Below are 22,397 nucleotides of genomic sequence, written 5' to 3'. Positions count from 1 at the left end.
AGGGTCGGATGTTCACCGTCACCGGCGGTGACTGGGACGACCTGGTCACCGAGACCGACTTCGAGCACGACGAACGCATCATCATCAACATGGGTCCGCAGCACCCGTCGACGCACGGCGTGCTCCGGCTGATCCTCGAGCTCGAGGGCGAGACCGTCGTGCAGGCCCGGTCGGTGATCGGCTACCTGCACACCGGCATCGAGAAGTCGTGCGAGTACCGCACCTGGACCCAGGGCGTCACCTTCGTCACCCGGGCCGACTACCTGTCCCCGGCGTTCAACGAGGCCGTCTACTGCATGTCGGTGGAGAAGCTGCTGGGCATCGAGGTGCCGCAGCGCGCCCAGGTGATCCGGGTGCTGCTGATGGAGCTGACCCGCATCACCTCGCACCTGGTCGCGCTGGCCACCGGCGGCATGGAGCTGGGCGCGCTGACCGGCATGACGGCCGGCTTCCGCGAGCGCGAAGAGGGCCTGCACCTGATGGAGTTCCTCACCGGCCTGCGGATGAACATGGCGTTCATCCGGCCCGGCGGGGTCGCCCAGGACCTGCCGGAGAACTCGACCGAGCGGATCGACGCCTTCATCAAGATCATGGAGCAGCGGCTGCCGGAGTACGACAAGCTGCTGACCGGGCAGCCGATCTGGAAGGCCCGGACGGTCGGTGTCGGCATCCTGCCGCTCGAGGGCTGCATGCAGCTGGGCATCACCGGCCCGATCCTGCGCTCCGCCGGGCTGCCCTGGGACCTGCGCAAGACCATGCCGTACTGCGGGTACGAGACCTACGACTTCGAGGTCCCGGTGCTGACCGAGGCCGATTGCTACGCCCGGTTCCTGTTGCGGCTGGCCGAGATCCACGAATCGCTCAAGATCATGAAGCAGTGCAACGAGCGGCTGCGCGAGCCCGGCCCGGTGATGGTCGGCGACCCGAAGATCGGCTGGCCGGCGCAACTGTCCATCGGCTCGGACGGCATGGGCAACTCGCTGGAGTACATCCGCAAGATCATGGGCCAGTCGATGGAATCGCTGATCCACCACTTCAAGATCGTCACCGAGGGCTTCCACGTGCCGGCCGGCCAGGCCTACGTCGGCATCGAGAACCCGCGCGGCGAGCTGGGCTGCCACGTGGTGTCCAGCGGCGGCACCCGGCCGTGGCGGGTGCACCTGCGCGATCCCGGGTTCGTCAACCTGCAGGCGATGCCGGCGATGTCCGAGGGGTCGATGATCGCCGACGTCGTCGCCGCCGTGGCCTCGATCGACCCGGTGATGGGCGGGGTCGACCGGTGACCCCCCGGCCCGGCCCCCCCTTGACCGCGCGGATCATCTCCGCCGGCGCGGATCAACTGACGCGAAATGGGACTGGTGTGACGGAAGTCGACGACTTCATCCGCGCGGGAGGTGCGAGCCGATGAGCGACACCAACCGCCGGATCGGCGTGCCGGTGTTCCTGGACACCGGCGTCGTCTTCGACGAGCCGACCCACGCCCGGGCGGCCGAGCTGATCGCCCGGTACCCGGTGTCCCGGTCGGCGCTGCTGCCGCTGCTGCACCTGGTGCAATCGGTGGAGGGCTGCGTGTCCCAGCGGGGCATCGAGTTCTGCGCCGCCCAACTGGGGCTGACCGAGGCCGAGGTCTCCGCGGTCGCGACCTTCTACACCATGTACAAGCGCACCCCGTGCGGCGAGCACCTGGTCTCCGTCTGCACCAACGCGCTCTGCGCCGCCCTGGGCGGGGACGCCATCTACGCGACGCTGTCCCGGCGGTTGGGTGGCATCGGGCACGAGCAGACCGCCGGTGAGCCCGGCACCCCGGGGTCGATCACCCTGGAGCACGCCGAGTGCCTGGCCGCCTGCGATTTCGCGCCGGTGCTCACGGTGAACTACGAGTACTACGACAACCAGACCCCGGACAGCGCGCTGGATCTGGTGAATGAGTTGCAGCAGGGCCGCAAGCCGCACCCCACCCGGGGCGCGCCGCTGACCGACTTCCGGTCCACCGAGCTGGAGATCGCCGGCATCTTCCCGGATCTGGCGGACCGGGTGGAGGCGCCGACCGCGTCCGCGCCGACCCTGCGCGGGGCGGTGCTGGCCGAGCAGACGGGCCAGCGGGCCCCCGTGATGCCCGAGACCGTCGAGTTCCCGCCGCTGCCGGAGAAGAAGTGAGGTCCCGGTGACCCAGACCCAAGACACCGCGCCGCTGACGCCGGTGCTCACCCGCCGGTGGGCCTCCCCCCGGTCGTGGGACATCGGCACCTACCGGCAGCTGGACGGCTACCAGGCGGTTCGCACCGCGCTGAGCGTCGAGCCCGAGCGGCTGATCGAACTGGTGAAGAACTCCGGCCTGCGCGGCCGCGGCGGCGCCGGCTTCCCGACCGGGCTGAAGTGGTCGTTCCTGCCCAAGGGTGGCACCAAGCCGCACTACCTGGTGATCAACGCCGACGAGGGCGAACCGGGCACCTGCAAGGACATTCCGCTGATGATGGCCGATCCGCACTCGCTGGTCGAGGGCTGCATCATCACCTGCTACGCGATCCGGGCGCCGTTCTGCGCGATCTACATCCGCGGCGAGGCGGTGCACGCGATGCGCCGGGTGGCCAACGCGGTGCGGCAGGCCAAGGAGGCCGGGTTCCTCGGCCGGAACATCCTGGGCACCGGGTACGACCTGGAGATCGTGGTGCACGGCGGCGCCGGCGCCTACATCTGCGGCGAGGAGACCGCGCTGCTGGACTCCCTGGAGGGCCGCCGCGGCCAGCCGCGGCTCAAGCCGCCGTTCCCGGCGGTCGAGGGCCTGTACGCCTGCCCGACCGTGGTCAACAACGTCGAGACCATCGCGTCCGTGCCGACCATCGTGATGGGCGGCTCCGACTGGTACCGGTCGATGGGCACCGAGAAGTCGCCCGGCCCGAAGATCTACTCGTTGTCCGGTCACGTCACCCGCCCCGGCCAGTACGAGGCGCCGATGGGCACCACCCTGCGGCAGCTGCTGGCCTCGGCCGGCGGCATGCGCGACGGCATCCCGCTGAAGTTCTTCACCCCGGGTGGTTCCTCGACGCCGATCTTCACCCCCGAGCACCTGGACGTGCCGCTCTCGTTCGACGATGTCGCGGCGGCCGGCTCGATGCTCGGCACCACCGCGCTGATGTGCTTCAACCAGACGGTGTCCGTGCCGTGGGCGGTGTGGAAGTGGCTGGAGTTCTACAAGCACGAATCGTGCGGCAAGTGCACGCCGTGCCGGGAGGGCACCGGCTGGCTGGTGCAGATCCTGCGGCGGATTGTGACCGGTCACGGGACCCTGGAGGACCTGGACACCATGGCGGACGCCGCCGGCAACATCGCCGGCCGCTCGTTCTGCGCCCTGGGTGATGCGGCGGCCACGCCGATCCTGTCCTCGTTCAAGTACTTCCGGTCCGAGTTCGAGGACCTGGTGACCGGTCGGACGCCGCCGGTCGTCGATCACCGGCAACTGGCAGGGGCGCACTGATGACCCAGGTAGCAGTTCCACCGCCGGCCGCGGCACCCGAACCGGAGCCGGTACCGGCGGGCCACGTCCGGCTGACCATCGACGGCGTCAGCGTCATCGCGCCCAAGGGTGAGCTGGTGATCCGGACCGCCGAGCGCATCGGCACGGCGATCCCGCGGTTCTGCGACCACCCGCTGCTCGACCCGGTCGGCGCCTGCCGGCAGTGCCTGGTCGAGGTGGAGATGGGCGGCCGCAAGATGCCCAAGCCGCAGGCCTCGTGCACCCAGACGGTCGCCGACGGCATGGTCGTCAACACCCAGCTGACCTCGCCGGTCGCGGAGAAGGCGCAGCGCTCCAACCTGGAATTCCTGCTCCTGAACCACCCGCTCGACTGCCCGATCTGCGACAAGGGCGGTGAGTGCCCGCTGCAGAACCAGACGATGGCCAACGGCTCCAACGTCTCCCGGCTGCGCGAGCCCAAGCGGGTCTTCACCAAGCCGATCGCCATCTCCACCGAGATCCTGCTGGACCGGGAACGGTGCGTGCTGTGCCAGCGGTGCACCCGGTTCTCCGACCAGATCGCCGGGGACAAGTTCATCGAACTGCTGGAGCGCGGCTCGGCCCAGCAGATCGGGATCAACTCGGAGGAACCGTTCCAGTCCTACTTCTCCGGCAACACGATCCAGATTTGCCCCGTCGGCGCGCTGACGTCGGCGGCCTACCGGTTCCGGGCCCGGCCGTTCGACCTGGTCTCGACGAGCACGGTGTGCGAGCACTGCGCCGGCGGCTGCGCGCTGCGCACCGACCACCGGGCCGGGGCGACCCTGCGCCGGTTGGCCCGCATCGACATGGACGTCAACGAGGAATGGAACTGCGACAAGGGCCGGTTCGCGTTCGAGTACGTCCGCCAGCCCGACCGGATCACCCGACCGTTGGTCCGCAACGCCGCCGGTGAGCTGGAGCCGGCGTCCTGGACCGAGGCCATGTCGGTGGCGGCCGCAGGGCTGCTCAAGGCGCGCGACAACGGCGGGGTCGGTGTGCTCGCCGGGGGCCGGCTGACCGTCACCGACGCGTACGCGTACGCCAAATTCGCCCGGGTCGCGCTGCACACCAACGACATCGACTTCCGGGCCCGGCAGCACAGCGCCGAAGAGGCCCGGTTCCTGGCCGGCCGGGTGGCCGGCACCGCGCCGGGCCGGGGCGGGGTGACGTTCGGCTCGCTGGAAACCGCCCCGGTGGTGCTGCTGGTGGCGTTGGAGCCGGAGGAGGAATCGGCCAGCCTGTTCCTGCGGCTGCGCAAGGCCGCCCGGAGGAATGGTCTTCCGGTGTTTTCCGTCGCGCCGTTCGCCTCCCGCGGGTTGACCAAGATGTTCGGCACCGTGATCGCGGCCGGGCCCGGTGACGAGGTCGGCGTCCTCCGCGGGCTGGGATCGGACGAACTGGCGTCCGCCGGGGTCGCCGACGCTGCGGAGCGCAACCGGCTGGGCGCGCTACTGCGCACCTCCGGCGCCGTCGTGCTGGTCGGCGAGCGGGCGGCGCAGACGCCCGGCCTGCTCACCGAGGTCGCTTCGCTGGTCGACGCGACCGGGGCCCGGCTGGCCTGGGTGCCGCGCCGGGCGGGCGAGCGGGGCGCGCTGGACGCCGGTGCGTTGGGCACCGTGCTGCCCGGTGGCCGCCCGCTGGCCGATCCGGCCGCGCGCGCGGAGGTGGCCGCCGCCTGGGGGGTGACGATTCCGGACGCACCGGGTCGGGACACCTCCGGGATCCTGGCCGACGTCGCCCTGCCCGTCGATGACGACGACGCCGCGGACGAGGCCGTCGCCGAGGGCCCGCGGGGCCTGGCCGGCCTGCTGATCGGTGGCGTCGAGGTGTCCGATCTGCCGGACCCGGCGGCTGCGCTGGCCGCGATCGCCGGTGCCGGCTTCGTGGTGAGCCTGGAGTTGCGGGCCAGTGCGGTGACCGCGCTGGCCGACGTGGTGTTCCCGGTCGCCGCCGCGGTGGAGAAGTCCGGCGCCTACCTGAACTGGGAAGGCCGGCTGCGGCCGTTCGACGCCGCACTGCCGGAGGCCGGCACGCTCGACGAGGGCCGCATCCTGGACACCCTCGGGGTCGAGATGGACGTCGACCTGTACACCCAGACCCCGTCCGCCGCCGCCGGTGAACTGGCCCGGCTGGGGGTGTGGTCGGGCGGCACCGCCCCCCTCGCTGTTGATCATGGCGAACCCTGTTCCGAGCCCGGCGTGTCGTCGGCGAGTCGCGCAGAGAACGCCATGATCAACTCGGGAGAGGGCGGGACGGGCGGGTCCGGCTACCGGTTGGCGTCGTGGCGGATGAATCTGGACGGCGGCCGGGCGATGGACGGCGAGCCGTACCTGGCCGGGACCGCTCGGCCGGACGTGATCCGGGTCGCCCCGGCCGTGGCCGATGCCCTGGGGATCGGCGACGGCGACCCCGTCGCGGTCCGCGGACCTGCCAGTTCGATCACCCTGCCGGTCGCGGTCACCCCGATGGTGCCGGACGTGGTCTGGCTGCCGGCCATGATCGACGGCATGCCCACCGGCGGCCGGCTCGGTGCCGCTGTCGGTGCCCGGGTGCATATTGACCCCGTCCTGCTGGACGAGACAGTGCGGGACTCGATGCAGTCTTCCGCGGAAGGGGCGGCGCTGTGAATGCCCAGCCGTTGCCGGACGGGTCGGTCGAGCCGCTGCTGGCCGACGACCCGTGGTGGCTGATGCTGATCAAGGCCCTGCTGATCTTCATCATCCTGCTGCTGCTCACGCTGTTCGCCATCTGGTTCGAGCGCCGCGTGGTCGGGCGCATGCAGCACCGTCCCGGCCCGAACTGGAACGGCCCGTTCGGCCTGCTCCAGTCGCTGGCCGACGCGTTGAAGCTGCACTTCAAGGAGGGCATCATCCCCGCGAAGGCGGACAAGGTGGTGTACATCCTGGCGCCCGCGTTCTCGGCCATCCCGGCGTTCCTGATCTTCTCGATCATCCCGGTGGGTGGCGAGGTCACGATGTTCGGTGAGCAGACCGCGCTGCAGTTGATCGATCCGCCGGTCGGTGTCCTGGTCGCGCTCGGCCTGGCCTCGGTCGGTGTCTACGGCATCGTGCTCGGCGGTTGGGCGTCCGGGTCGACGTACCCGTTGCTCGGCGGTCTGCGCTCGGCCGCGCAGATGATCTCCTACGACGTGGCCATGGGCCTGTCCTTCGTCGCGGTGTTCCTGTACGCCGGCACCCTGTCGACGGCGGGGATCGTCACCCAGCAGGAGCCCGGCTGGTACGTCTGGCTGCTGCCGGTGTCGTTCATCGTCTACTGCGTCTCCATGGTCGGCGAAACCAACCGGGCGCCGTTCGACCTGGCCGAGGCGGAGGGCGAGCTGGTCGGTGGGTTCAACACCGAGTACTCCTCGATGCGGTTCGGCCTGTTCTTCCTGGCCGAGTACATCAACCTGATCAATGTCTCGGCGATCGCGACCACCCTGTTCCTGGGCGGCTGGATGGCGCCCTGGCCGGTCTCGATGCTGCCCTGGGCCAACACCGGCTACTGGACGATGCTCTGGTTCTTCATCAAGGTCCTGGCGTTCATGTTCGTGTTCGTCTGGCTCCGCGGAACGTTGCCCCGGATCCGTTACGACCAGTTCATGGCGATCGGCTGGAAGGTGCTGATCCCGGTCTCGCTGGTGTGGATCGTGCTGGTCGGCTCGGTACGGGTGCTGCGCAACGCCGAGGGCTTCTCCACCACCCAGGTACTGCTGTGGGTCGGCATCCCGCTGGCGGTGATCATCATCGCGGCCATCGCCTGGCCACCGTCGAAGAAGAACGAGTTCCTCGTCGACCTGCCGGAGGACGATGTGGGAGCCGTCGAACCCGGCGAATCGGTCGGTGGTGCACCCGGCGGCACGGTGGTGCCGGAGGCCCGTGGCGCCTACCCGGTGCCGCCGCTGGACCTGATCGTGCCGGTGCCGCCGATCCGCTCGCGCCGCGCCGACGCGGCCGGCCGGGCGTCCGATGCCCCGGCCCTCACCCCGGCCGGTGCCGGGCACGACCTGCCGGGAGGCAGCGATGTCGTTTCTTGATCCCGTCAAGGGGTTCGGGGTCACCTTTGCCACCATGTTCAAGCCGGTGGTCACCGAGGACTACCCGAAAAAGCCCGACCAGCCGGCCCCGCGCTACCACGGCCGGCACCAGCTGAACCGGCACCCGGACGGCCTGGAGAAGTGCGTCGGCTGCGAGTTGTGTGCGTGGGCCTGCCCGGCCGACGCCATCTTCGTCGAGGGCGGGGACAACACCGACGAGGAGCGTTACTCGCCGGGTGAGCGGTACGGGAAGAACTACCAGATCAACTACCTGCGGTGCATCGGCTGCGGCCTGTGCATCGAGGCCTGCCCGACCCGGTCGCTGACCATGACGAACGAGTACGAACTGGCCGACGACGACCGGCAGCGGCTGATCTACACCAAGGACATGCTGCTGGCCCCGTTGCTGCCCGGGATGGAGCAGCCGCCGCACCCGATGCGGCTGGGGGACGAGCACGACTACTACGCCCGGGGTCCCGAGCTGGTCCGGCAGGCGGCCGCCGGCGGCGGGGTCGGCCCCGCGGCCGACCGATCCGAAGCTCAGGAGGCCGGGCAGGAGCCGCCGGTCTCCGCGCCGCAGGGCGCCGATCACCCCGCGGCGGTCCGGGTCCGAACCCAGGGGCAGGCATGAACGAGCGCCGGCGAGTGAGCATTCAGAACGGCATGAACGAGCGGCAGCGAGTGAATCAGCAGCACGGACCCCGCTCCGGCGGCCGGGTCGCTGAGCCTGCGAAGCGGGCCGGGGAGGGATTGGCGTGATGTCGCTCCTCGCCGCCGCGGTTCAGGCGGCCGCCGACACGGCGACCGCCGCGCCGAACACCGACCCCGGCGCCGAGCTCATCGCGTTCTGGATCCTGGCGCCGCTGGCCGTGCTCGGCGCGGTCGGCATGGTCTTCTCCCGCAGCGCGGTGCACTCGGCGCTCTGGCTGGTGCTGACGATGCTGTCTCTGGGTTGCCTGTACATCAACCAGAACGCCGAGTTCCTCGGGTTCGTGCAGATCATCGTGTACACCGGCGCGATCATGATGCTGTTCCTGTTCGTGCTGATGCTGACCGGTCGGGACTCCGGCGATTCCACCTTCGAGGTGCTGCGCAAGCAGCGGATCATCGCGATCGTCCTCGGCATCGGGTTCGTCGTGCTGCTGGTCGCCGGGCTGCTCCGCGCGTTGCGCGCGGTGCCATCGGTGGGGCTGGCCGGCGCCTACACCGACCGGGGTCCCATCGGGGCGATCGCCCAACTGTTGTTCACCGACTACCTGTTCCCGTTCGAGCTGACCAGCGCGCTGCTGATCACCGCGGCGACCGGGGCGATGGTGCTCACGCACATCGAGAAGGCGCCGGGCGAGCGCAAGTCGCAGCGGCAGCGGGTGCACGAGCGGATGCGGTCCGACCGGATGTCCCCGTTGCCCGGGCCCGGCGTGTTCGCCCGGTCGTCATCCAACGCCACCCCGGCGCTGCTGCCCGACGGGTCGATCGCGCCCGGATCGGTGTCCGACCTGGTCGAGGTCGCGGAGAGCGAGCAGGTGGCCCGCCGGTTCCGGAGCGGCGGGACGCTGACCGAGATCGAGAGCGCCGAACACCCGCAGCGCGTCGACTCGGACGTCGACGCCGACGGTCCTGACGGGGGAGCGCGATGACGCCCAATCACTACCTGGTGCTGTCCGCGCTGCTGTTCGGCATCGGCGCCGTCGGCTTCCTGGTGCGCCGGAACGCGATCGTCGTGTTCATGTGCGTCGAGCTGATGCTCAACGCCGTGAACCTGTCCCTGGTGACGTTCTCGAACCTCTGGGGCAATCTCAACGGCGTCGTGTTCGCGTTCTTCCTGATGGTCGTCGCCGCAGCCGAGGTCGTCGTCGGCCTGGCGATCATCATGTCCATCTTCCGCAGTCGGCGCAGCGCCTCGGTCGACGACGCGAACCTGCTGAAGTTCTGATCGGGAGTTTGACGACTGTGACGGGTTTGCTCGGAGCATCCGTGCTCCTCATCGCCCTGCCGCTGGCCGGCGCCATCGTGCTGCTGGTCGGTGGGCGGCTGCTGGACCGGGTGGGGCATCTGATCGGCTGCGCCACCGTGCTGGCGTCGTTCGTCCTCGGTGTGCTGATCTTCATCCGGCTGATCGGCGAACCATCCGGTGCCGATCAGGTGCACACGGTGCAGGTCTACACCTGGATGCAGTCCGCCGGACTGAACATCGACTTCGGGCTGCTGGTCGACCCGCTGTCCATCACCTTCGTGCTGCTGATCACCGGGGTCGGCTCGCTGATCCACATCTACTCGATCGGCTACATGGCGCACGACGCCGACCGGCGCAAGTTCTTCGCCTACCTCAACCTGTTCGTCGCGGCGATGCTGCTGCTGGTGCTGGGCAGCTCGTTCGTCACCCTGTATGCCGGTTGGGAGGGCGTCGGCCTGGCGTCCTACCTGCTGATCGGCTTCTGGTCGGACCGGCCGTCCGCGGCCACCGCGGCCAAGAAGGCGTTCATCATGAACCGGGTCGGTGACGTCGGCCTGGCCCTGGCCATCTTCCTGATGTTCAAGGAGCTGGGCACCGTCTCCTACGACGGGGTGTTCTCGCAGATCGACCGGCTCGCCGAGCAGTCGCCGGGCACGGTCACCGTGATCGCCCTGCTGCTGTTGCTCGGCGCCTGCGGCAAGTCGGGTCAGGTGCCCCTGCAGGCGTGGTTGCCCGACGCCATGGAGGGCCCGACCCCGGTGTCGGCCCTGATCCACGCCGCGACCATGGTCACCGCGGGCGTGTACCTGATCGCCCGCAGCTCGCCGATCTACGACGTCACCGCCGACGGCAGCCTCGTCGTCGCAATCATCGGCACCGTCACCCTGCTGGTCGGTTGCATCGGCGGCTGCGCCAAGGACGACATCAAGAAGGTGCTGGCCTACTCCACGGTCTCCCAGATCGGGTACATGTTCCTGGCCGTCGGGCTGGGCGCCGGGGTGTATGCGCTGGGCATCCTGCTGCTGCTGTGCCACGGCTTCTTCAAGGCCGGCCTGTTCCTCGGCGCCGGCTCCGTCATGCACGCCATGAACGACGACGTGGACATGCGCCGCTATGGCGGGCTGGCCCGCCGGCTGCCGATCACCTTCGGCACCATGGCCTGCGGGTACCTGGCGATCATCGGGTTCCCGTTGTTCGACGGCTTCTACGCCAAGGACCCGATCATCGAGGCCGCGTTCGCGGCCGAGGGCGTCACGGGGTGGCTGCTCGGCTCGGCCGCGCTGATCGGCGCCGGCATCACCGCGTTCTACATGACCCGGCTGATGATCATGACGTTCTTCGGCGAGCCTCGGTGGAAGCAGCTCAAGTCGACCGACGGGCGCGAGTACCACCCGCACGAGGCGCCGCCGGTGATGACCATTCCGATGATCATCCTGGCGGTCGGGTCGGTCGGCGCCGGTGCGTTCTTCGCCATCAACGACCGGCTGGCCAACTGGTTGGCGCCGTCGGTCGGTCCCTACGAGGAGCCGCACCCGCCGTTCCCGGCCATCGTCGTGACCATCGCGACGCTGGCCGTGGTCGCCGTCGGCGTGTTCATCGCCTACTGGTTCATCGGCCGCCGGCCGGTGCCGGTGACCGCGCCGATGCCGGTGCCGGCCATCGTCACGCTGGCCCGGGCCGATGTGGGTGGCAACGCCATCAACGAGACCTTGTTCGCCCGGCCGGGCATCTGGCTGTCCCGCGCGTCCGTGTACGCCGACGCCAAGGGGGTGGACGGCCTGGTCAACGGCAGCGCTGCTGCCCTGGGCGGGTTGTCCGGCCGATGGCGGCATTGGCAGAACGGCTATGTCCGCTCGTACGCCCTGTCGATGTTCGCGGGCACCCTCGTCGTGGTGCTCATGCTGCTGCTGGTGAGGTCGGCGTGACTGACATCGGAACGAACTCCTGGTACCTGGTCGTCCTGATCTTCCTGCCGGTGGTCGGCGCGCTGGTGCTGGCCGCCATGGCCGGTGCGCCGGTACGCACGGTGAAGCTGACCGCGCTGGTCTTCTCGCTGGCCGAACTGGCCGTCGCGGTGGCCTTGTGGATCGCCTACACGGCCACGACCGCAGTGGTGGACCTGCCGTTCCGGGAGACCTTCTCGGTCACCTGGATCCCCTACTTCAACATCAACTTCTCGCTCGGCGTCGACGGCATCTCGCTGACCATGATCGCGCTGATCGCGGTGCTGATGCCGATCGTGCTCGGTGCGTCGTGGGAGGAGAAGCTGCCCGCCGGCCGGACCATCGGCGGCTACTTCGCGCTCCTGCTCGTCCTGCAGGGTGCGATGGTCGGCGTGTTCGCGGCCACCAACGTCTTCGTGTTCTACGTGATGTTCGAGGTCATGCTGATCCCGATGTACTTCCTGATCGGCGCGTTCGGCGGGGTCCGCCGGGCGTACGCGGCGACCAAGTTCTTCCTGTACTCGCTGCTCGGCGGCCTGCTCATGCTCGCGTCGGTGATCGGCCTGTACGTCGCGTCGGCCCAGGTCCTGCCCAACGGCGGCACGTTCGACTGGGTCACCCTGCGGGCCATCTCGAGCCAGATCCCCGAATCCACCCAGATGTGGATCTTCGCGGGATTCGCGATCGCGTTCGCCATCAAGGCACCGCTGGTGCCGCTGCACACCTGGCTGCCGGACGCCGGTACCGAGGCGCCGGTCGGGGCGGGCACGCTGCTGGTCGGCGTGCTGGACAAGGTCGGCACCTTCGGGTTCTTGCGGATCTGCCTGCCGCTGCTGCCGGCGGCCAGCAGCAAGCTGGCCTGGGTCATCATTCTGCTGGCCGTCCTTGGCATCATCTACGGCGCGATCGTCGCCGCCGGGCAGACCGACCTCAAACGGTTCGTCACCTTCACCTCGATCGCGCACTTCGGCTTCATCGCGCTGGGCGTGTTCGCCTTCACCACCCAGTCGATCGCCGGTGCGGCGCTGTACATGGTCAACCACGGCATCGCGACGGGCCTGCTGTTCCTGGTGGTCGGCATGCTCACGACCCGCGGCGGCAGCAAGCTGGTCGGCGACTACGGCGGGGTGTGGAAGGTGGCGCCGATCCTCGGCGGCATGTTCCTGATCGCGGCGCTGGCCACCGTCGCCCTGCCCGGCACGAACTCGTTCATCTCCGAGTTCATGGTGCTGATCGGCACCTTCAGCCGGCATCCGGCGTGGGCGGTCGTCGCCACGATCGGCATCGTGCTGGCCGCGGTCTACATGCTGTGGATCTTCCAGCGGACGATGACCGGTCCGGTGCGCGGCGCCGCGGTGATCGGCGGGCGCGGACCCGACGACCCGGTGGTGACCGGCGGCGCCGCCATCGAGGGGCCGGGGCCGGTCCCGTCGACCGAGGTCGGGGAGCCGGCGGCGGTACCGGGCGGCGCGGTGGCGGAATCGCCCGTCGCGGTGGCGCAGGCCGAGGCCGTGGCCGGGCACGGGGCCCGGGGCAAGGTGCGAGCCCTGTTCGGGGATCTCACGCCGCGCGAGATCACGGTGCTGACGCCGCTGGTGCTGTTGATCATCTTCCTCGGCGTGTACCCGCAGCCGGTGCTGGACGTGATCAACCCGACTGCCGAACGAACCATGGTTGACGCCGGCTACACCGATCCGGTGCCGGCGATCGACGCGCCCCTGGGAGGCGGTCAGTGATGACGGTCCTGTCTGCTCTCGCCGCGCCCGCCGTGGTGCTCACCTCGGCCGCGCCGGTCGATCCGATTACCCCGCCGGACATCAGCTTCACGCTGACCGCGCCGATGTTGATCGTCCTCGGTGGCGCCATCGTGGGTGTGCTGTTCGAGGCGTTCCTGCCCCGCCGGTGGCGGTACCCGGTCCAGGTCGTGCTGGCTCTGCTCACGGTGGCCGCGGCGCTGGTCTGGACGTTGCTCGGCGCCAACCGCGACGACTACGGCGTGACGTTCGGCGGCGCGGTCGCAGTGGACCAGGCCACCTACGTCATGTGGGGGGTGCTGCTGGTGCTCGCCCTGCCGTCGGTGCTGTTGATGGCCGACCGGGTGTCCGAGCCGGGCGGCGCGTTCGTCACCCAGGCCGCCGCCAAGGTCGGGTCGCAGCGGGACCGGGTGGCCGCCCGGGCCGCCACCCCGATGCAGACCGAGGTGTTCCCGCTCGCGCTGTTCGCGGTCGCCGGCATGATGATCTTCCCGGCGGCCACCGACATGGTCACCCTGTTCGTCGCCCTGGAGGTCCTGTCGCTGCCGCTGTACCTGCTGTGCGGGCTGGCCCGGCGGCGCCGCCTCATCTCGCAGGAGGCGGCGGTCAAGTACTTCCTGCTGGGCGCCTTCACCTCGGCGATCTTCGCCTACGGCCTGGCCATGCTGTACGGGTACTGCGGGTCCACCCAGTTCGCGGCGGTCGCCGCGCAGGCCCGGGCCGGCGACAGCAGCGATGTGCTGCTGCTGGGTGGGCTGGCCCTGGTGGTCGTCGGCCTGCTGTTCAAGGCGTCGGTCGGCCCGTTCCACCTCTGGACGCCGGACGTGTACCAGGGTGCGCCGACACCGGTGACCGCCTTCATGGCCGCGTGCACCAAGGTCGCCGCGTTCGCCGCGATGCTGCGGGTGTGCCTGGTCGCGCTGGAGCCGATGACCTGGACGTGGCAGCCGGTGCTGGCGGTGATCGCCGGTGCGTCGATGGTGATCGGCTCGGTGATCGGCATCACCCAGACCGACATGAAGCGGATGCTCGCCTACTCCTCGGTCGCGCACGCGGGGTTCATCCTGCTCGGCGTGATCTCGATGTCGGAGACGGGCGCGTCGGCGACGATGTTCTACCTGCTGACCTACGGGATGGCGACGATCGGTGCGTTCGCGATCCTGACCGTCGTGCGCAAGGGTGACGGTGAGGCGTCGCACGTCGCCGACTGGGCCGGGATGGCGCGCAAGTCCCCGGTGCTGGCCGCGTCGATGAGCCTGTTCCTGCTGTCCTTTGCGGGGATCCCGCTGACGGCCGGGTTCATCGGGAAGCTATCCGTGTTCACCGCCGCGATGGAGGCCGGCCTGGGCGCGTGGGTGGTCCTGGCGATGATCGCCACCGCGATCACCGCGTTCTTCTACCTGCGCATCGTCGTGGTGATGTACTTCGCCGATCCGGCGAAGACGATCCCGGCCGAGCAGCCCGTCGGCGTGGCCGCGGGTGCGGCCGGAACGGCGGCGACCACGGTGCGGACGCCGGTGGCCGCCGGGGTCGCGGGGGACAGTCCCTACGTGGTCGTGCCCGGCCTGCTGACCACGATCGTCATCGCCGTTGCGGTGATCGTGACCCTGGGGCTCGGCCTCTTCCCGGGTCCGGTGCTGGACCTGCTGAGCATTCCGCTCCCCCTGCTGTCGTGAACGGGCGCTGCGTCGGAGGCGACGGCGGCACAAGCCGGTCGCAACCTGACATAGGCTGGTCGTGATGAACGCCCCGACCATGCTGGCCGGTATCCAGCTCACCGACCGCGACCTCACCGCGCGCGTTTCCGCCGGATTGATCCAGGTCGAGGAGCTCCGCCTCGCACCTCATGCATGCCGGCGGCAAGCGGTTCCGGCCGCTGTTCACCTTGGTGGCGGCCGGTATCGGGCCGCGACCGGAGTCCGATGAGGTGGTCACCGCGGCCGCGGTCACCGAGCTCATCCACCTGGCCACCCTGTATCACGACGACGTGATGGACGAGGCCGAGCTCCGCCGCGGGGCCAAGTCCGCGAACGCCCGCTGGGACAACTCGATCGCGATCCTGACCGGTGATTTCTTGTTCGCCCACGCGTCGCGGCTGGTCGCCGGGCTGGGGCCGGACGCGGTGCGGATCATCGCCGAGACGTTTGCCGAGCTGGTCACCGGGCAGACCCGGGAAACGGTGGGGCCGGGTCGGGACGAGGATCCGATCGACCACCACCTGCGGGTGCTGGACGAGAAGACGGCGTCGTTGATCGACACCTGCGCCCGGTACGCGGGCATCTTCTCGGGCGCCCCCGAGGAGCACGTGCTCGCATTGCGCCGGTACGGCCGGGCGGTCGGGGTGGCCTTCCAGATTTCGGACGACATCATCGACGTCTGCTCGACCGACTCGGGCAAGACGCCGGGCACCGACCTGCGCGAGGGGGTGCGGACGCTGTCCGTGCTGTACACCCTCGCCGACCCGGCGGCGGACCCGCGGCTGCGCGAACTCGTCGGGGGTCCCATCCACGCCGAGCAGGATGTGGCCGAGGCGGTCACGCTGCTGGCCGCATCGCCGGGCATGGCCAAGGCGCGGGCGACGCTGGCCGGCTACGCCGATGCCGCGGCCGCCGAACTACGCCTGTTGCCGGAATCGTCGTCCAAGGACGCCCTGGCGTCCCTGGTCCGGTACGTCGTCGACCGCACCCGCTGAGCGCACGCCGAGCGATCCCGCTCCGGCTCGGGAGTCGTGCGCTGGGCCTCGTTCGGTGTGTGCCGGTGACCGCACCGTGTGGTCCCGTCGGGCCTCGGCCCATCAGGTCGCCGCGAACCGCTCCAGGTCCTCCAGGATCCGGTTGAGTGGCCGCCGGGTCACCGAGGCGATCGTGGAGTGCTCGCTGACGATGAACGCCTGCCGGGCCGCCCGGGCCCGAACCAGGTCGTCGTCGAAGCCTTGTCCGGTCAGTGCGGAGCCGATCGCGTCGGCCAGCGGCTCGGTCATCTCGGCGAGCGCGTCGGCCCGCAGTTGCGCGTCCTTGGCGTACTCCTCGCGCTCGGCGAAGGCGATCGCCTCGTCCGCGAAGGACCTGATGTTGGCCGCCGTCCGCGACGCCAGTTCCCGCGACGGGCCGAGGCGGCCGACCTCCCGCAAAGCGCCCCGCCGCAGCACGCTCCACGGTGCCGACTTCGTCGCGCTGGTGATTTGCGCCTCCAGGGTCCGGGCGTGCGCGGACGCACCGTCGAGTCGCTCGGCCACCCGCACCATCTGCCGCATGCGCTCGGCTGCCGTCAGGTCGGCGGCACCGGCGACCGCGACCGATTCCCGCAACGACGCGGTGAGGGTGTTCGCCACGCCGGACAGTTCGCGCCGGGCCGCCTTGAGCGGATCGGCCGGGAACAGGAACGGTGTGAGCAGCGCGGTGACCACCGTGCCGACCCCGGTCTCCCACAGCCGGGTGAGCCCGTAGGCGCCGGCGTCCGGGCTGACGAAGACCAGCAGGGCCGAGATCGCGATCTGCAGGTTCGGGGCCCCGCCGATCCGCACGAGCATCCCGATCAGCAGCGACAGGCCGAGGACCAGGCTGACCGCGACGACGTCCTGGCTGACGACCTGGGTGACCCCGACCCCGATCAGCAGCCCGATCAGCACACCCACGAGGCGTGACCAGGAGAGGTTGAAGGCCGAGAACGGGTCCGACTTCAGGCTGACGAGCGGCACCAGCACCGCGTAGATCGGCGCGACGGTCGCGCCCAGCCACAGACAGACCTGCCAGCCCACCGCCGCGACGATGACGATCCGGGCGAACTGCGGCAGCTCGGCCCGGGCGATCGTCTTCAGGGACTGCCGATCGAGACGGGCGAGGCCGAACGTCGCCCGCGCGTGACGGCGCAACGAACTGCCGGACGTCATCGGCGTCCGGTGGTCAACTGACCCGACCGAGGTCCACCGCGGCCGGGTCGGCCTCGACGCTGCGCCAGATCGCATCGAGCGACAGGCCGACCTGCGCGGCCAGCTGGGCAACCGTCGTGAAGGCGGGGGTGGGGATGCGCCCGGTCTCGATCTTGCGCAACGTCTCCGGGGAGATGCCGGCCCCCACGGCCACGTCCATCAGGGTGCGCGCACCGCGCGCCTCGCGGAGCAGGGCACCGATCTCCTGGCCGCGTCGGACCTCGTCGGGAGTGAGTGGAACCCGGACCATCTCCGTATAGTAATACCGGGATAGTTATACCGAAGGGTTGGACGGGAGTTGACGTGATCCAGGTGCTCAGCCCTCGTCAGGTGGAAGCCGCGCGGCCGGCCGGCCGGTTCGTCGGGCGGGTCCTGGCCGAGCTACGGCAGCGTAGCCGACCCGGCACCAACCTGCTCGAGATCGACGAGTGGGCCCGGAAGATGATCGCCGACGAGGGGGCGGTCTCCTGCTACGTGGACTACGCACCCTCGTTCGGTCGCGGTCCGTTCGGCAAGGTGATCTGCACATCGGTCAACGACGCGGTGTTGCACGGTCTGCCGCACGACTACCGGTTGGTGGACGGCGACCTGCTGACGCTCGATTTCGCGGTGAGCGTGCAGGGTTGGGTGGCCGACGCCGCCATCAGCTTCGTCGTGGGCGAGTCGGCGGCCCCGGCGGACCGGCAGCTGATCGACAGCACCCGGGCGGCCCTGGCCGCGGGCATCGGCCAGGCCTGGCCCGGTCAGCGGGTCGGTGACATCTCGCACGCCATCGGCACGGTGCTGACGGGCGCCGGCTACCGGGTCAATACCGAGTTCGGCGGCCACGGGGTGGGCAGCACCATGCACCAGGACCCACACGTGGCCAACAACGGGCGGCCGGGCCGCGGTCTGAAGCTCAAGGCCGGGATGCTGCTGGCCATCGAGCCATGGGTGATGGCCGATACCGACCGCCTGGTCATGGACCCTGACGGCTGGACGCTGCGGAGCAGCACGGGCTGCCGCACCGCGCACACCGAGCACACCGTGGCGATCACCCGGGGCGGGCCCGTCATCCTGACCGAGCCCGGCTGAACCGGGGCGGCTGAGCCGCAGCCCGGGCTGAACGAGTGGGTTCGGCCGGGGTGAGTGGCGCATGACCGGTCTACTTACGCCGGTGGTGTTCCATCGGGCCGGGTGATGGTTGCCGCGGGAACGACTCCGGGTCAGCCGCCGGCCCGGGCCGCCTGCCGCGCGCGCATCCGTTCCCGCTGCTCGACGAATCGGGTGGCTTGCGCGTCGAGCTCGGCCATGAACTCGACGAGTTCGATCCGGGCCTGCTCGCCGACGGGCCCGAAGTCGCTGCGGTCGAGGATCTTCCAGTACTTGAGCACCGGCATGATCACCGCGTCGTGGTGCAGCCGCAGGTCGTAGATGCCGGCCTTGGCGATCGTCACCGAGTTGCGCTGGAAGTCGGTCATGCCGGCTCCCGGCATGGTGAACCCGACCACCTCGTCGCGGATCGCGCACATCGTCTCGTCCGGAGCCCGCTCCAGGGCCGCGGCGACCAGGTTCCGGTAGAAGATCATGTGCAGGTTCTCGTCCTGGGCGATGCGGCCCAGCAACTGCTCGGCGATCGGGCAGTTGGTCGCCGCCCCGGTGTTGCGGTGGGACACCCGGGTGGCCAGCTCCTGGAAGGAGACGTAGGCGACCGCCTGCAACATCGTCTTCTCGCCGGAGTCGTACCCGGCGGTCATGTGTTCCATCCGGAGCGCCTCGAGCTTGACCGGATCGACGCCCCGGGTGACCACCAGGTAGTCGCGCAGCGCGATGCCGTGCCGGCCCTCCTCGGCCGTCCACCGGCCGACCCACTGGCCCCAGGCGCCCTCCCGGCCGAACCGGGTCGCGATCTCCCGGTGGTAGCTGGGCAGGTTGTCCTCGGTGAGCAGGTTGACCACCATGGCGGTCTTGGCCACCGGGTCGAGCGGGGAGTCTTCGGGAACCCAGTCCTCGCCGCCCAGGAATGCGAAGTCGCGTCCCCGACTCCACGGGATGTAGTCGTGCGGCATCCAGTCCTTGGCGATGGCCGTGTGGCGGTTGAGGTTCTCCTCGACGACCGGCTCCAACTCGTACAGCAGCCGCGTTTGCACGCCCTCGGGTCCGTCGGGGATGCGGCCGCCGTTCGTGCTCATAGCGTTTCTCCAGGTGAGGCTCGACAAGTACCCAGCCGCCACATTAGAGCAGGGATGCCCGCGGCGGGACGGGACCAATGACCTGGTGGGTCGGCCGGCGAGCACCATGCGATCGCATGGGATGACCGGGGCGACCGTTCCGGAACCCGGCGGCCCGGCGTCCGGTAGGGCCGGCCGCCCGCCGAGTCGTCGAACCGATCAGTGCCCGGCGCCGACCAGTTCCCGCGGCGGTGTCGCGTCCCCACCCGGCTCCGGGCGTTCCAGTCCCGCGCCCTCGACGTCCAGCGTGGGCAGCCAGGCCAGCCACGACGGCAGCCACCAGGCCCGCTCGCCGAGCAGCGCCAGCGCGGCCGGCACCAGGATCATCCGGACCACGAAGGCGTCCACCAGGATGCCGATGGCCAGCGCGAACGCGATCGACTTGATCGGCCCGTCGCCGGCCGGTACGAATCCGGCGAAGACGGAGAACATGATCGCGGCGGCGGCGACCACCACGGGCGCGGCCTGCCGGAAGCCGGTGCGGATCGCGTCCAGGAAGCCGGCCCCGTGGGCGTGCGCCTCGTGCATGCGGGAGACCAGGAACACCTGGTAGTCCATGGCCAGCCCGAACAGGATGCCGATGACGATGATCGGCGTCAGGCTGATCAGCGGGCCGGTGCGGTCCAGGTTGACCAGGTCGGCGAGAGCGCCCCACTGGAACACCGCGACGGTGGCGCCGAGCGCGGCGCCGACGGTCAGCAAGAAGCCGAGCACGCCGACCAGCGGGACCAGGATCGACCGGAACACCAGCACCAGCAGGATCACCGCCAGACCGACCACGATGGCCAGGTAGATCGGCAGCGCCTCGTTCAGCGCGGCGGCGACGTCCACGCTCACCGCGGTGCTGCCGGTGACGTAGGTGTCCACCCCCGAGGTGACGGTCGGCAACGTCGCCCGCAGGTCGTGCACGAGTTGCTCGGTGGCCTCGCTGGTCGGCCCGGATTGCGGGATGACGGTCAGCAGGGCGGCGGTGCCGTCCGCGCTCGGGATGGGCGGGGTGACCATCGCGACGTCGGCCAGTGCCGCGACGGGCCCGGCTGCCGACGCGGCCGAGGCCACCGCGTCGGGGCCGTCGAACAGGATGGTCAGCGGCCCGTTGAAACCCTCGCCGAATCCGTCGGCCAGCAGCTGCTGGGCCCGCGCCTGGGTGCTGCCGTCGGCGGGGGTCTGCACCAGCGTGGTCTGCATGGAGAAGAACGGGATCGCGATGATGCCAAGGGTGACCGTGGTGGCGAGCACGGCGACGATCTTGTGCCGGGTCACGGTGCCGACCCAGCGCTCCAGGAAGCCCGGGGTGGGGACCGCGTGCCGGCCGCCGGCGGGCAGGGTCGGGGCGCCGCGGCGCCGGCGGGGCAGCGCCCGCAGACCCAGGAAACTCAGGATGGCCGGCACCAGCGTCAGCGCCACCAGCACGGCGACCACGATGGTGGCCGCCGCGGCGATGCCCATCTGGGTGAGGAACGGGATGCCGGCGACGAACAGGAAGACCAGCGCAATGACGACGGTGAGGCCGGCCGTCACGACGGCCGAGCCGGCGGTCCCGACGGCGATGCCGATGGCCGACCGCACGTCGGCACCGCGCTGCAGCTCATGCCGGAACCGGGTGATGATGAACAGCGCGTAGTCGATGCCGACGGCCAGGCCGAGCATGGTGGCCAGCACCGACGTGGTCGACTGCAGGTCGACGAACCCGCTGACGACGGTGATGCCCAGCACGCCGACCCCGACGCCGACTCCGGCGGTCAGCAGGTTCATGCCGGCGACGACCAGCGAACCGTAGGTCAACGCGAGAATGAGCAGCGCCAGGATGACGCCGATCGCCTCGCCCGCGCCCGCGGGCACCGCGCCCTGGTCGGTGACGGCGGTGCCGGTCACCTCCACGGTCAGCCCGGTGCCGTGCGCGTGCTGGGCGGCGGCGAGCAGCGCATCCTGCTCGGCGGCGGTCACCTCGCCCTGGGGGACGCCGTAGGTCACCGTGCTGTATCCGGTGCTCTGGTCGGCATTGACCCCCGGGGCCTGCGGGTTCAGCGGATTGCCGGCGTCGACCACGCCGGGGAGCCGACCCAGTTCGGCGACCAGACCGCTGACCGCGGCGGCATTCTCGGGGCTGGTCAGGGTCTGCCCGGCGGGGGCCGCAATGACCACCCGGGCACTGGCGTTGCCGTCACCGGCGCCGAACTTGTCGGAGATCTTGTCCAGCGCGATGGTCGATTCCTGGCCGGGGATGGAGAACGTGTTCGACGTCTTGCCGGCCAGGGTCAGGGCGCCGACGACACCGATGATCAGGATCATCAGCCAGGTGAGGACGACGGCCCAGCGGCGCCGGTGGGCGAACGTGCCGAGTCGGTAGAGCAGGCGGGCCATGGTGGGCTGCTTTCTGTCTGGTTCTGTCGGTGGATTCAGGCGCTCGGGTGAGGTGGTGGGCGAGCGGGCCGGGCTACGAGTCGGCGCCGCCGCCGAGCGCGTCGAAGCAGGTCTGCAGGATGTACGGGCGCCAGGCCGAGCTCTTGTCGTGCTGGCCGGCGGCAATGGTGAGCACCGCGAGGGCCGACAGCGCACCGATGACCCGGACCTGACGCTCGTCGCCGGTGGTGTCCGGATCGACGCCGAAGATCGCCAGCACCGCGGCCGCCGGGTCCTCGGCCGGGCTGCGGGGGGCGCCGGGGACGGGGCCGGGATTCATCGCGGGGGAGAGCATCAGCGAGACCAGTCCCGGATGCCCGGCCGCGATGTCCAGCACCGCCTCCAGGGCCCGTCGATCACGGGCGGGGCCGGCGGGGAGTTCGGAAATCTGGTCCACCAGCCGGCCCCCCAGGGTGCCGACCAGGGCCAGGACGGCGTCGTGGATCGCGTCCTTGGTCGGGAAGTGGTGCAGCAGGCCGGCCTTGGACAGGCCGACCGCGTTGGCGATGTCCTGCACCGAGGTCTTCGCGAAGCCCTGGCGGGCGAAGAGGGCGGCGGCCTCGTCCAGGATGCCGTCGTCGATCTGCTGGCGGAAGGCGCGGGTCATGCGGGTGACCCTACCAGCCTGACCGACCAAAATGGTCGGTCTGCCGACCAATATGGTCGGTGAGGT

18 protein-coding genes are annotated in these 22,397 nt (G+C 70.3%); 13 read left to right on the top strand and 5 right to left on the bottom strand.

The features are described 5' to 3' along the window. Positions 1-8 precede the first annotated feature (8 nt). The 12 genes from ACILSK_RS23785 to ACILSK_RS23730 all read left to right on the top strand — a co-directional run bounded on the left by ACILSK_RS23785 (position 9) and on the right by ACILSK_RS23730 (position 15,875). On the top strand, positions 9-1,283 hold the full coding sequence (locus tag ACILSK_RS23785) for an NADH-quinone oxidoreductase subunit D (protein WP_395729681.1): 1,275 nt from the start codon (positions 9-11) through the stop codon (positions 1,281-1,283). A gap of 121 nt (positions 1,284-1,404) precedes the next feature. Further along, complete coding sequence (gene nuoE / locus ACILSK_RS23780) at positions 1,405-2,157, top strand: NADH-quinone oxidoreductase subunit NuoE (RefSeq protein WP_395729669.1); 753 nt, start codon at positions 1,405-1,407, stop codon at positions 2,155-2,157. A 7-nt stretch (positions 2,158-2,164) separates the two neighbouring features. Further along, on the top strand, positions 2,165-3,475 hold the full coding sequence (gene nuoF / locus ACILSK_RS23775; protein ID WP_395729668.1) for an NADH-quinone oxidoreductase subunit NuoF: 1,311 nt from the start codon (positions 2,165-2,167) through the stop codon (positions 3,473-3,475). Next, entirely contained in the window at positions 3,475-6,123 is a 2,649-nt protein-coding gene (locus tag ACILSK_RS23770) for an NADH-quinone oxidoreductase subunit G (RefSeq protein ID WP_395729667.1), read from the top strand. Before nuoF ends, ACILSK_RS23770 begins: the two co-directional genes overlap by 1 nt. Positions 6,124-6,185: 62 nt before the next feature. Next, the gene (gene nuoH / locus ACILSK_RS23765; RefSeq protein WP_395729680.1) at positions 6,186-7,532 is read left to right on the top strand and encodes an NADH-quinone oxidoreductase subunit NuoH; all 1,347 of its coding nucleotides are present in this window, start codon (positions 6,186-6,188) and stop codon (positions 7,530-7,532) included. Next, on the top strand, positions 7,519-8,163 hold the full coding sequence (gene nuoI, locus ACILSK_RS23760; protein WP_395729666.1) for an NADH-quinone oxidoreductase subunit NuoI: 645 nt from the start codon (positions 7,519-7,521) through the stop codon (positions 8,161-8,163). Before nuoH ends, nuoI begins: the two co-directional genes overlap by 14 nt. A gap of 127 nt (positions 8,164-8,290) precedes the next feature. Further along, entirely contained in the window at positions 8,291-9,169 is an 879-nt protein-coding gene (locus tag ACILSK_RS23755; protein ID WP_395729665.1) for an NADH-quinone oxidoreductase subunit J, read from the top strand. Then, the gene (gene nuoK, locus ACILSK_RS23750; RefSeq protein ID WP_395729664.1) at positions 9,166-9,465 is read left to right on the top strand and encodes an NADH-quinone oxidoreductase subunit NuoK; all 300 of its coding nucleotides are present in this window, start codon (positions 9,166-9,168) and stop codon (positions 9,463-9,465) included. Before ACILSK_RS23755 ends, nuoK begins: the two co-directional genes overlap by 4 nt. 26 nt (positions 9,466-9,491) lie before the next feature. Continuing rightward, a complete protein-coding gene (nuoL, locus tag ACILSK_RS23745) occupies positions 9,492-11,411 on the top strand; it encodes an NADH-quinone oxidoreductase subunit L (protein ID WP_395729663.1) in 1,920 nt (639 codons plus the stop codon). 77 nt (positions 11,412-11,488) lie between these two features. Continuing rightward, entirely contained in the window at positions 11,489-13,165 is a 1,677-nt protein-coding gene (locus ACILSK_RS23740) for a NuoM family protein (RefSeq protein WP_395729679.1), read from the top strand. After that, a complete protein-coding gene (gene nuoN / locus ACILSK_RS23735; RefSeq protein WP_395729662.1) occupies positions 13,165-14,859 on the top strand; it encodes an NADH-quinone oxidoreductase subunit NuoN in 1,695 nt (564 codons plus the stop codon). Before ACILSK_RS23740 ends, nuoN begins: the two co-directional genes overlap by 1 nt. Positions 14,860-15,029: 170 nt before the next feature. Continuing rightward, on the top strand, positions 15,030-15,875 hold the full coding sequence (locus tag ACILSK_RS23730) for a polyprenyl synthetase family protein (protein WP_395729661.1): 846 nt from the start codon (positions 15,030-15,032) through the stop codon (positions 15,873-15,875). Positions 15,876-15,977: 102 nt separating this feature from the next. On the opposite strand, the gene ACILSK_RS23725 is transcribed toward ACILSK_RS23730, so the two are convergent. Continuing rightward, a complete protein-coding gene (locus ACILSK_RS23725) occupies positions 15,978-17,072 on the bottom strand; it encodes a hypothetical protein (RefSeq protein WP_395729660.1) in 1,095 nt (364 codons plus the stop codon). Between the two features lie 13 nt (positions 17,073-17,085). After that, positions 17,086-17,361: a helix-turn-helix domain-containing protein gene (locus ACILSK_RS23720; RefSeq protein ID WP_395729659.1), complete on the bottom strand. Its 276-nt coding sequence runs from the start codon at positions 17,359-17,361 to the stop codon at positions 17,086-17,088. Positions 17,362-17,414: 53 nt separating this feature from the next. On the opposite strand from ACILSK_RS23720, the gene map reads away from it, so the two are divergent. After that, positions 17,415-18,185, top strand: coding sequence for a type I methionyl aminopeptidase (gene map / locus ACILSK_RS23715; RefSeq protein WP_395729658.1), 771 nt, complete (start codon positions 17,415-17,417; stop codon positions 18,183-18,185). Between the two features lie 131 nt (positions 18,186-18,316). On the opposite strand, the gene ACILSK_RS23710 is transcribed toward map, so the two are convergent. From ACILSK_RS23710 to ACILSK_RS23700, 3 genes are all read right to left on the bottom strand, one after another. Further along, complete coding sequence (locus tag ACILSK_RS23710; RefSeq protein ID WP_395729657.1) at positions 18,317-19,282, bottom strand: acyl-ACP desaturase; 966 nt, start codon at positions 19,280-19,282, stop codon at positions 18,317-18,319. 198 nt (positions 19,283-19,480) lie between these two features. Further along, positions 19,481-21,685: an MMPL family transporter gene (locus ACILSK_RS23705; protein ID WP_395729656.1), complete on the bottom strand. Its 2,205-nt coding sequence runs from the start codon at positions 21,683-21,685 to the stop codon at positions 19,481-19,483. 73 nt (positions 21,686-21,758) lie between these two features. Then, the gene (locus ACILSK_RS23700; RefSeq protein ID WP_395729655.1) at positions 21,759-22,331 is read right to left on the bottom strand and encodes a TetR/AcrR family transcriptional regulator; all 573 of its coding nucleotides are present in this window, start codon (positions 22,329-22,331) and stop codon (positions 21,759-21,761) included. Positions 22,332-22,397 lie beyond the last annotated feature (66 nt).

This window comes from Nakamurella sp., assembly GCF_044224575.1.
GTDB lineage: Bacteria > Actinomycetota > Actinomycetes > Mycobacteriales > Nakamurellaceae > Nakamurella.
The sequence above is the reverse complement of the archived record's forward strand: the minus strand, read 5'-3'. Positions and strand labels throughout refer to the sequence as shown.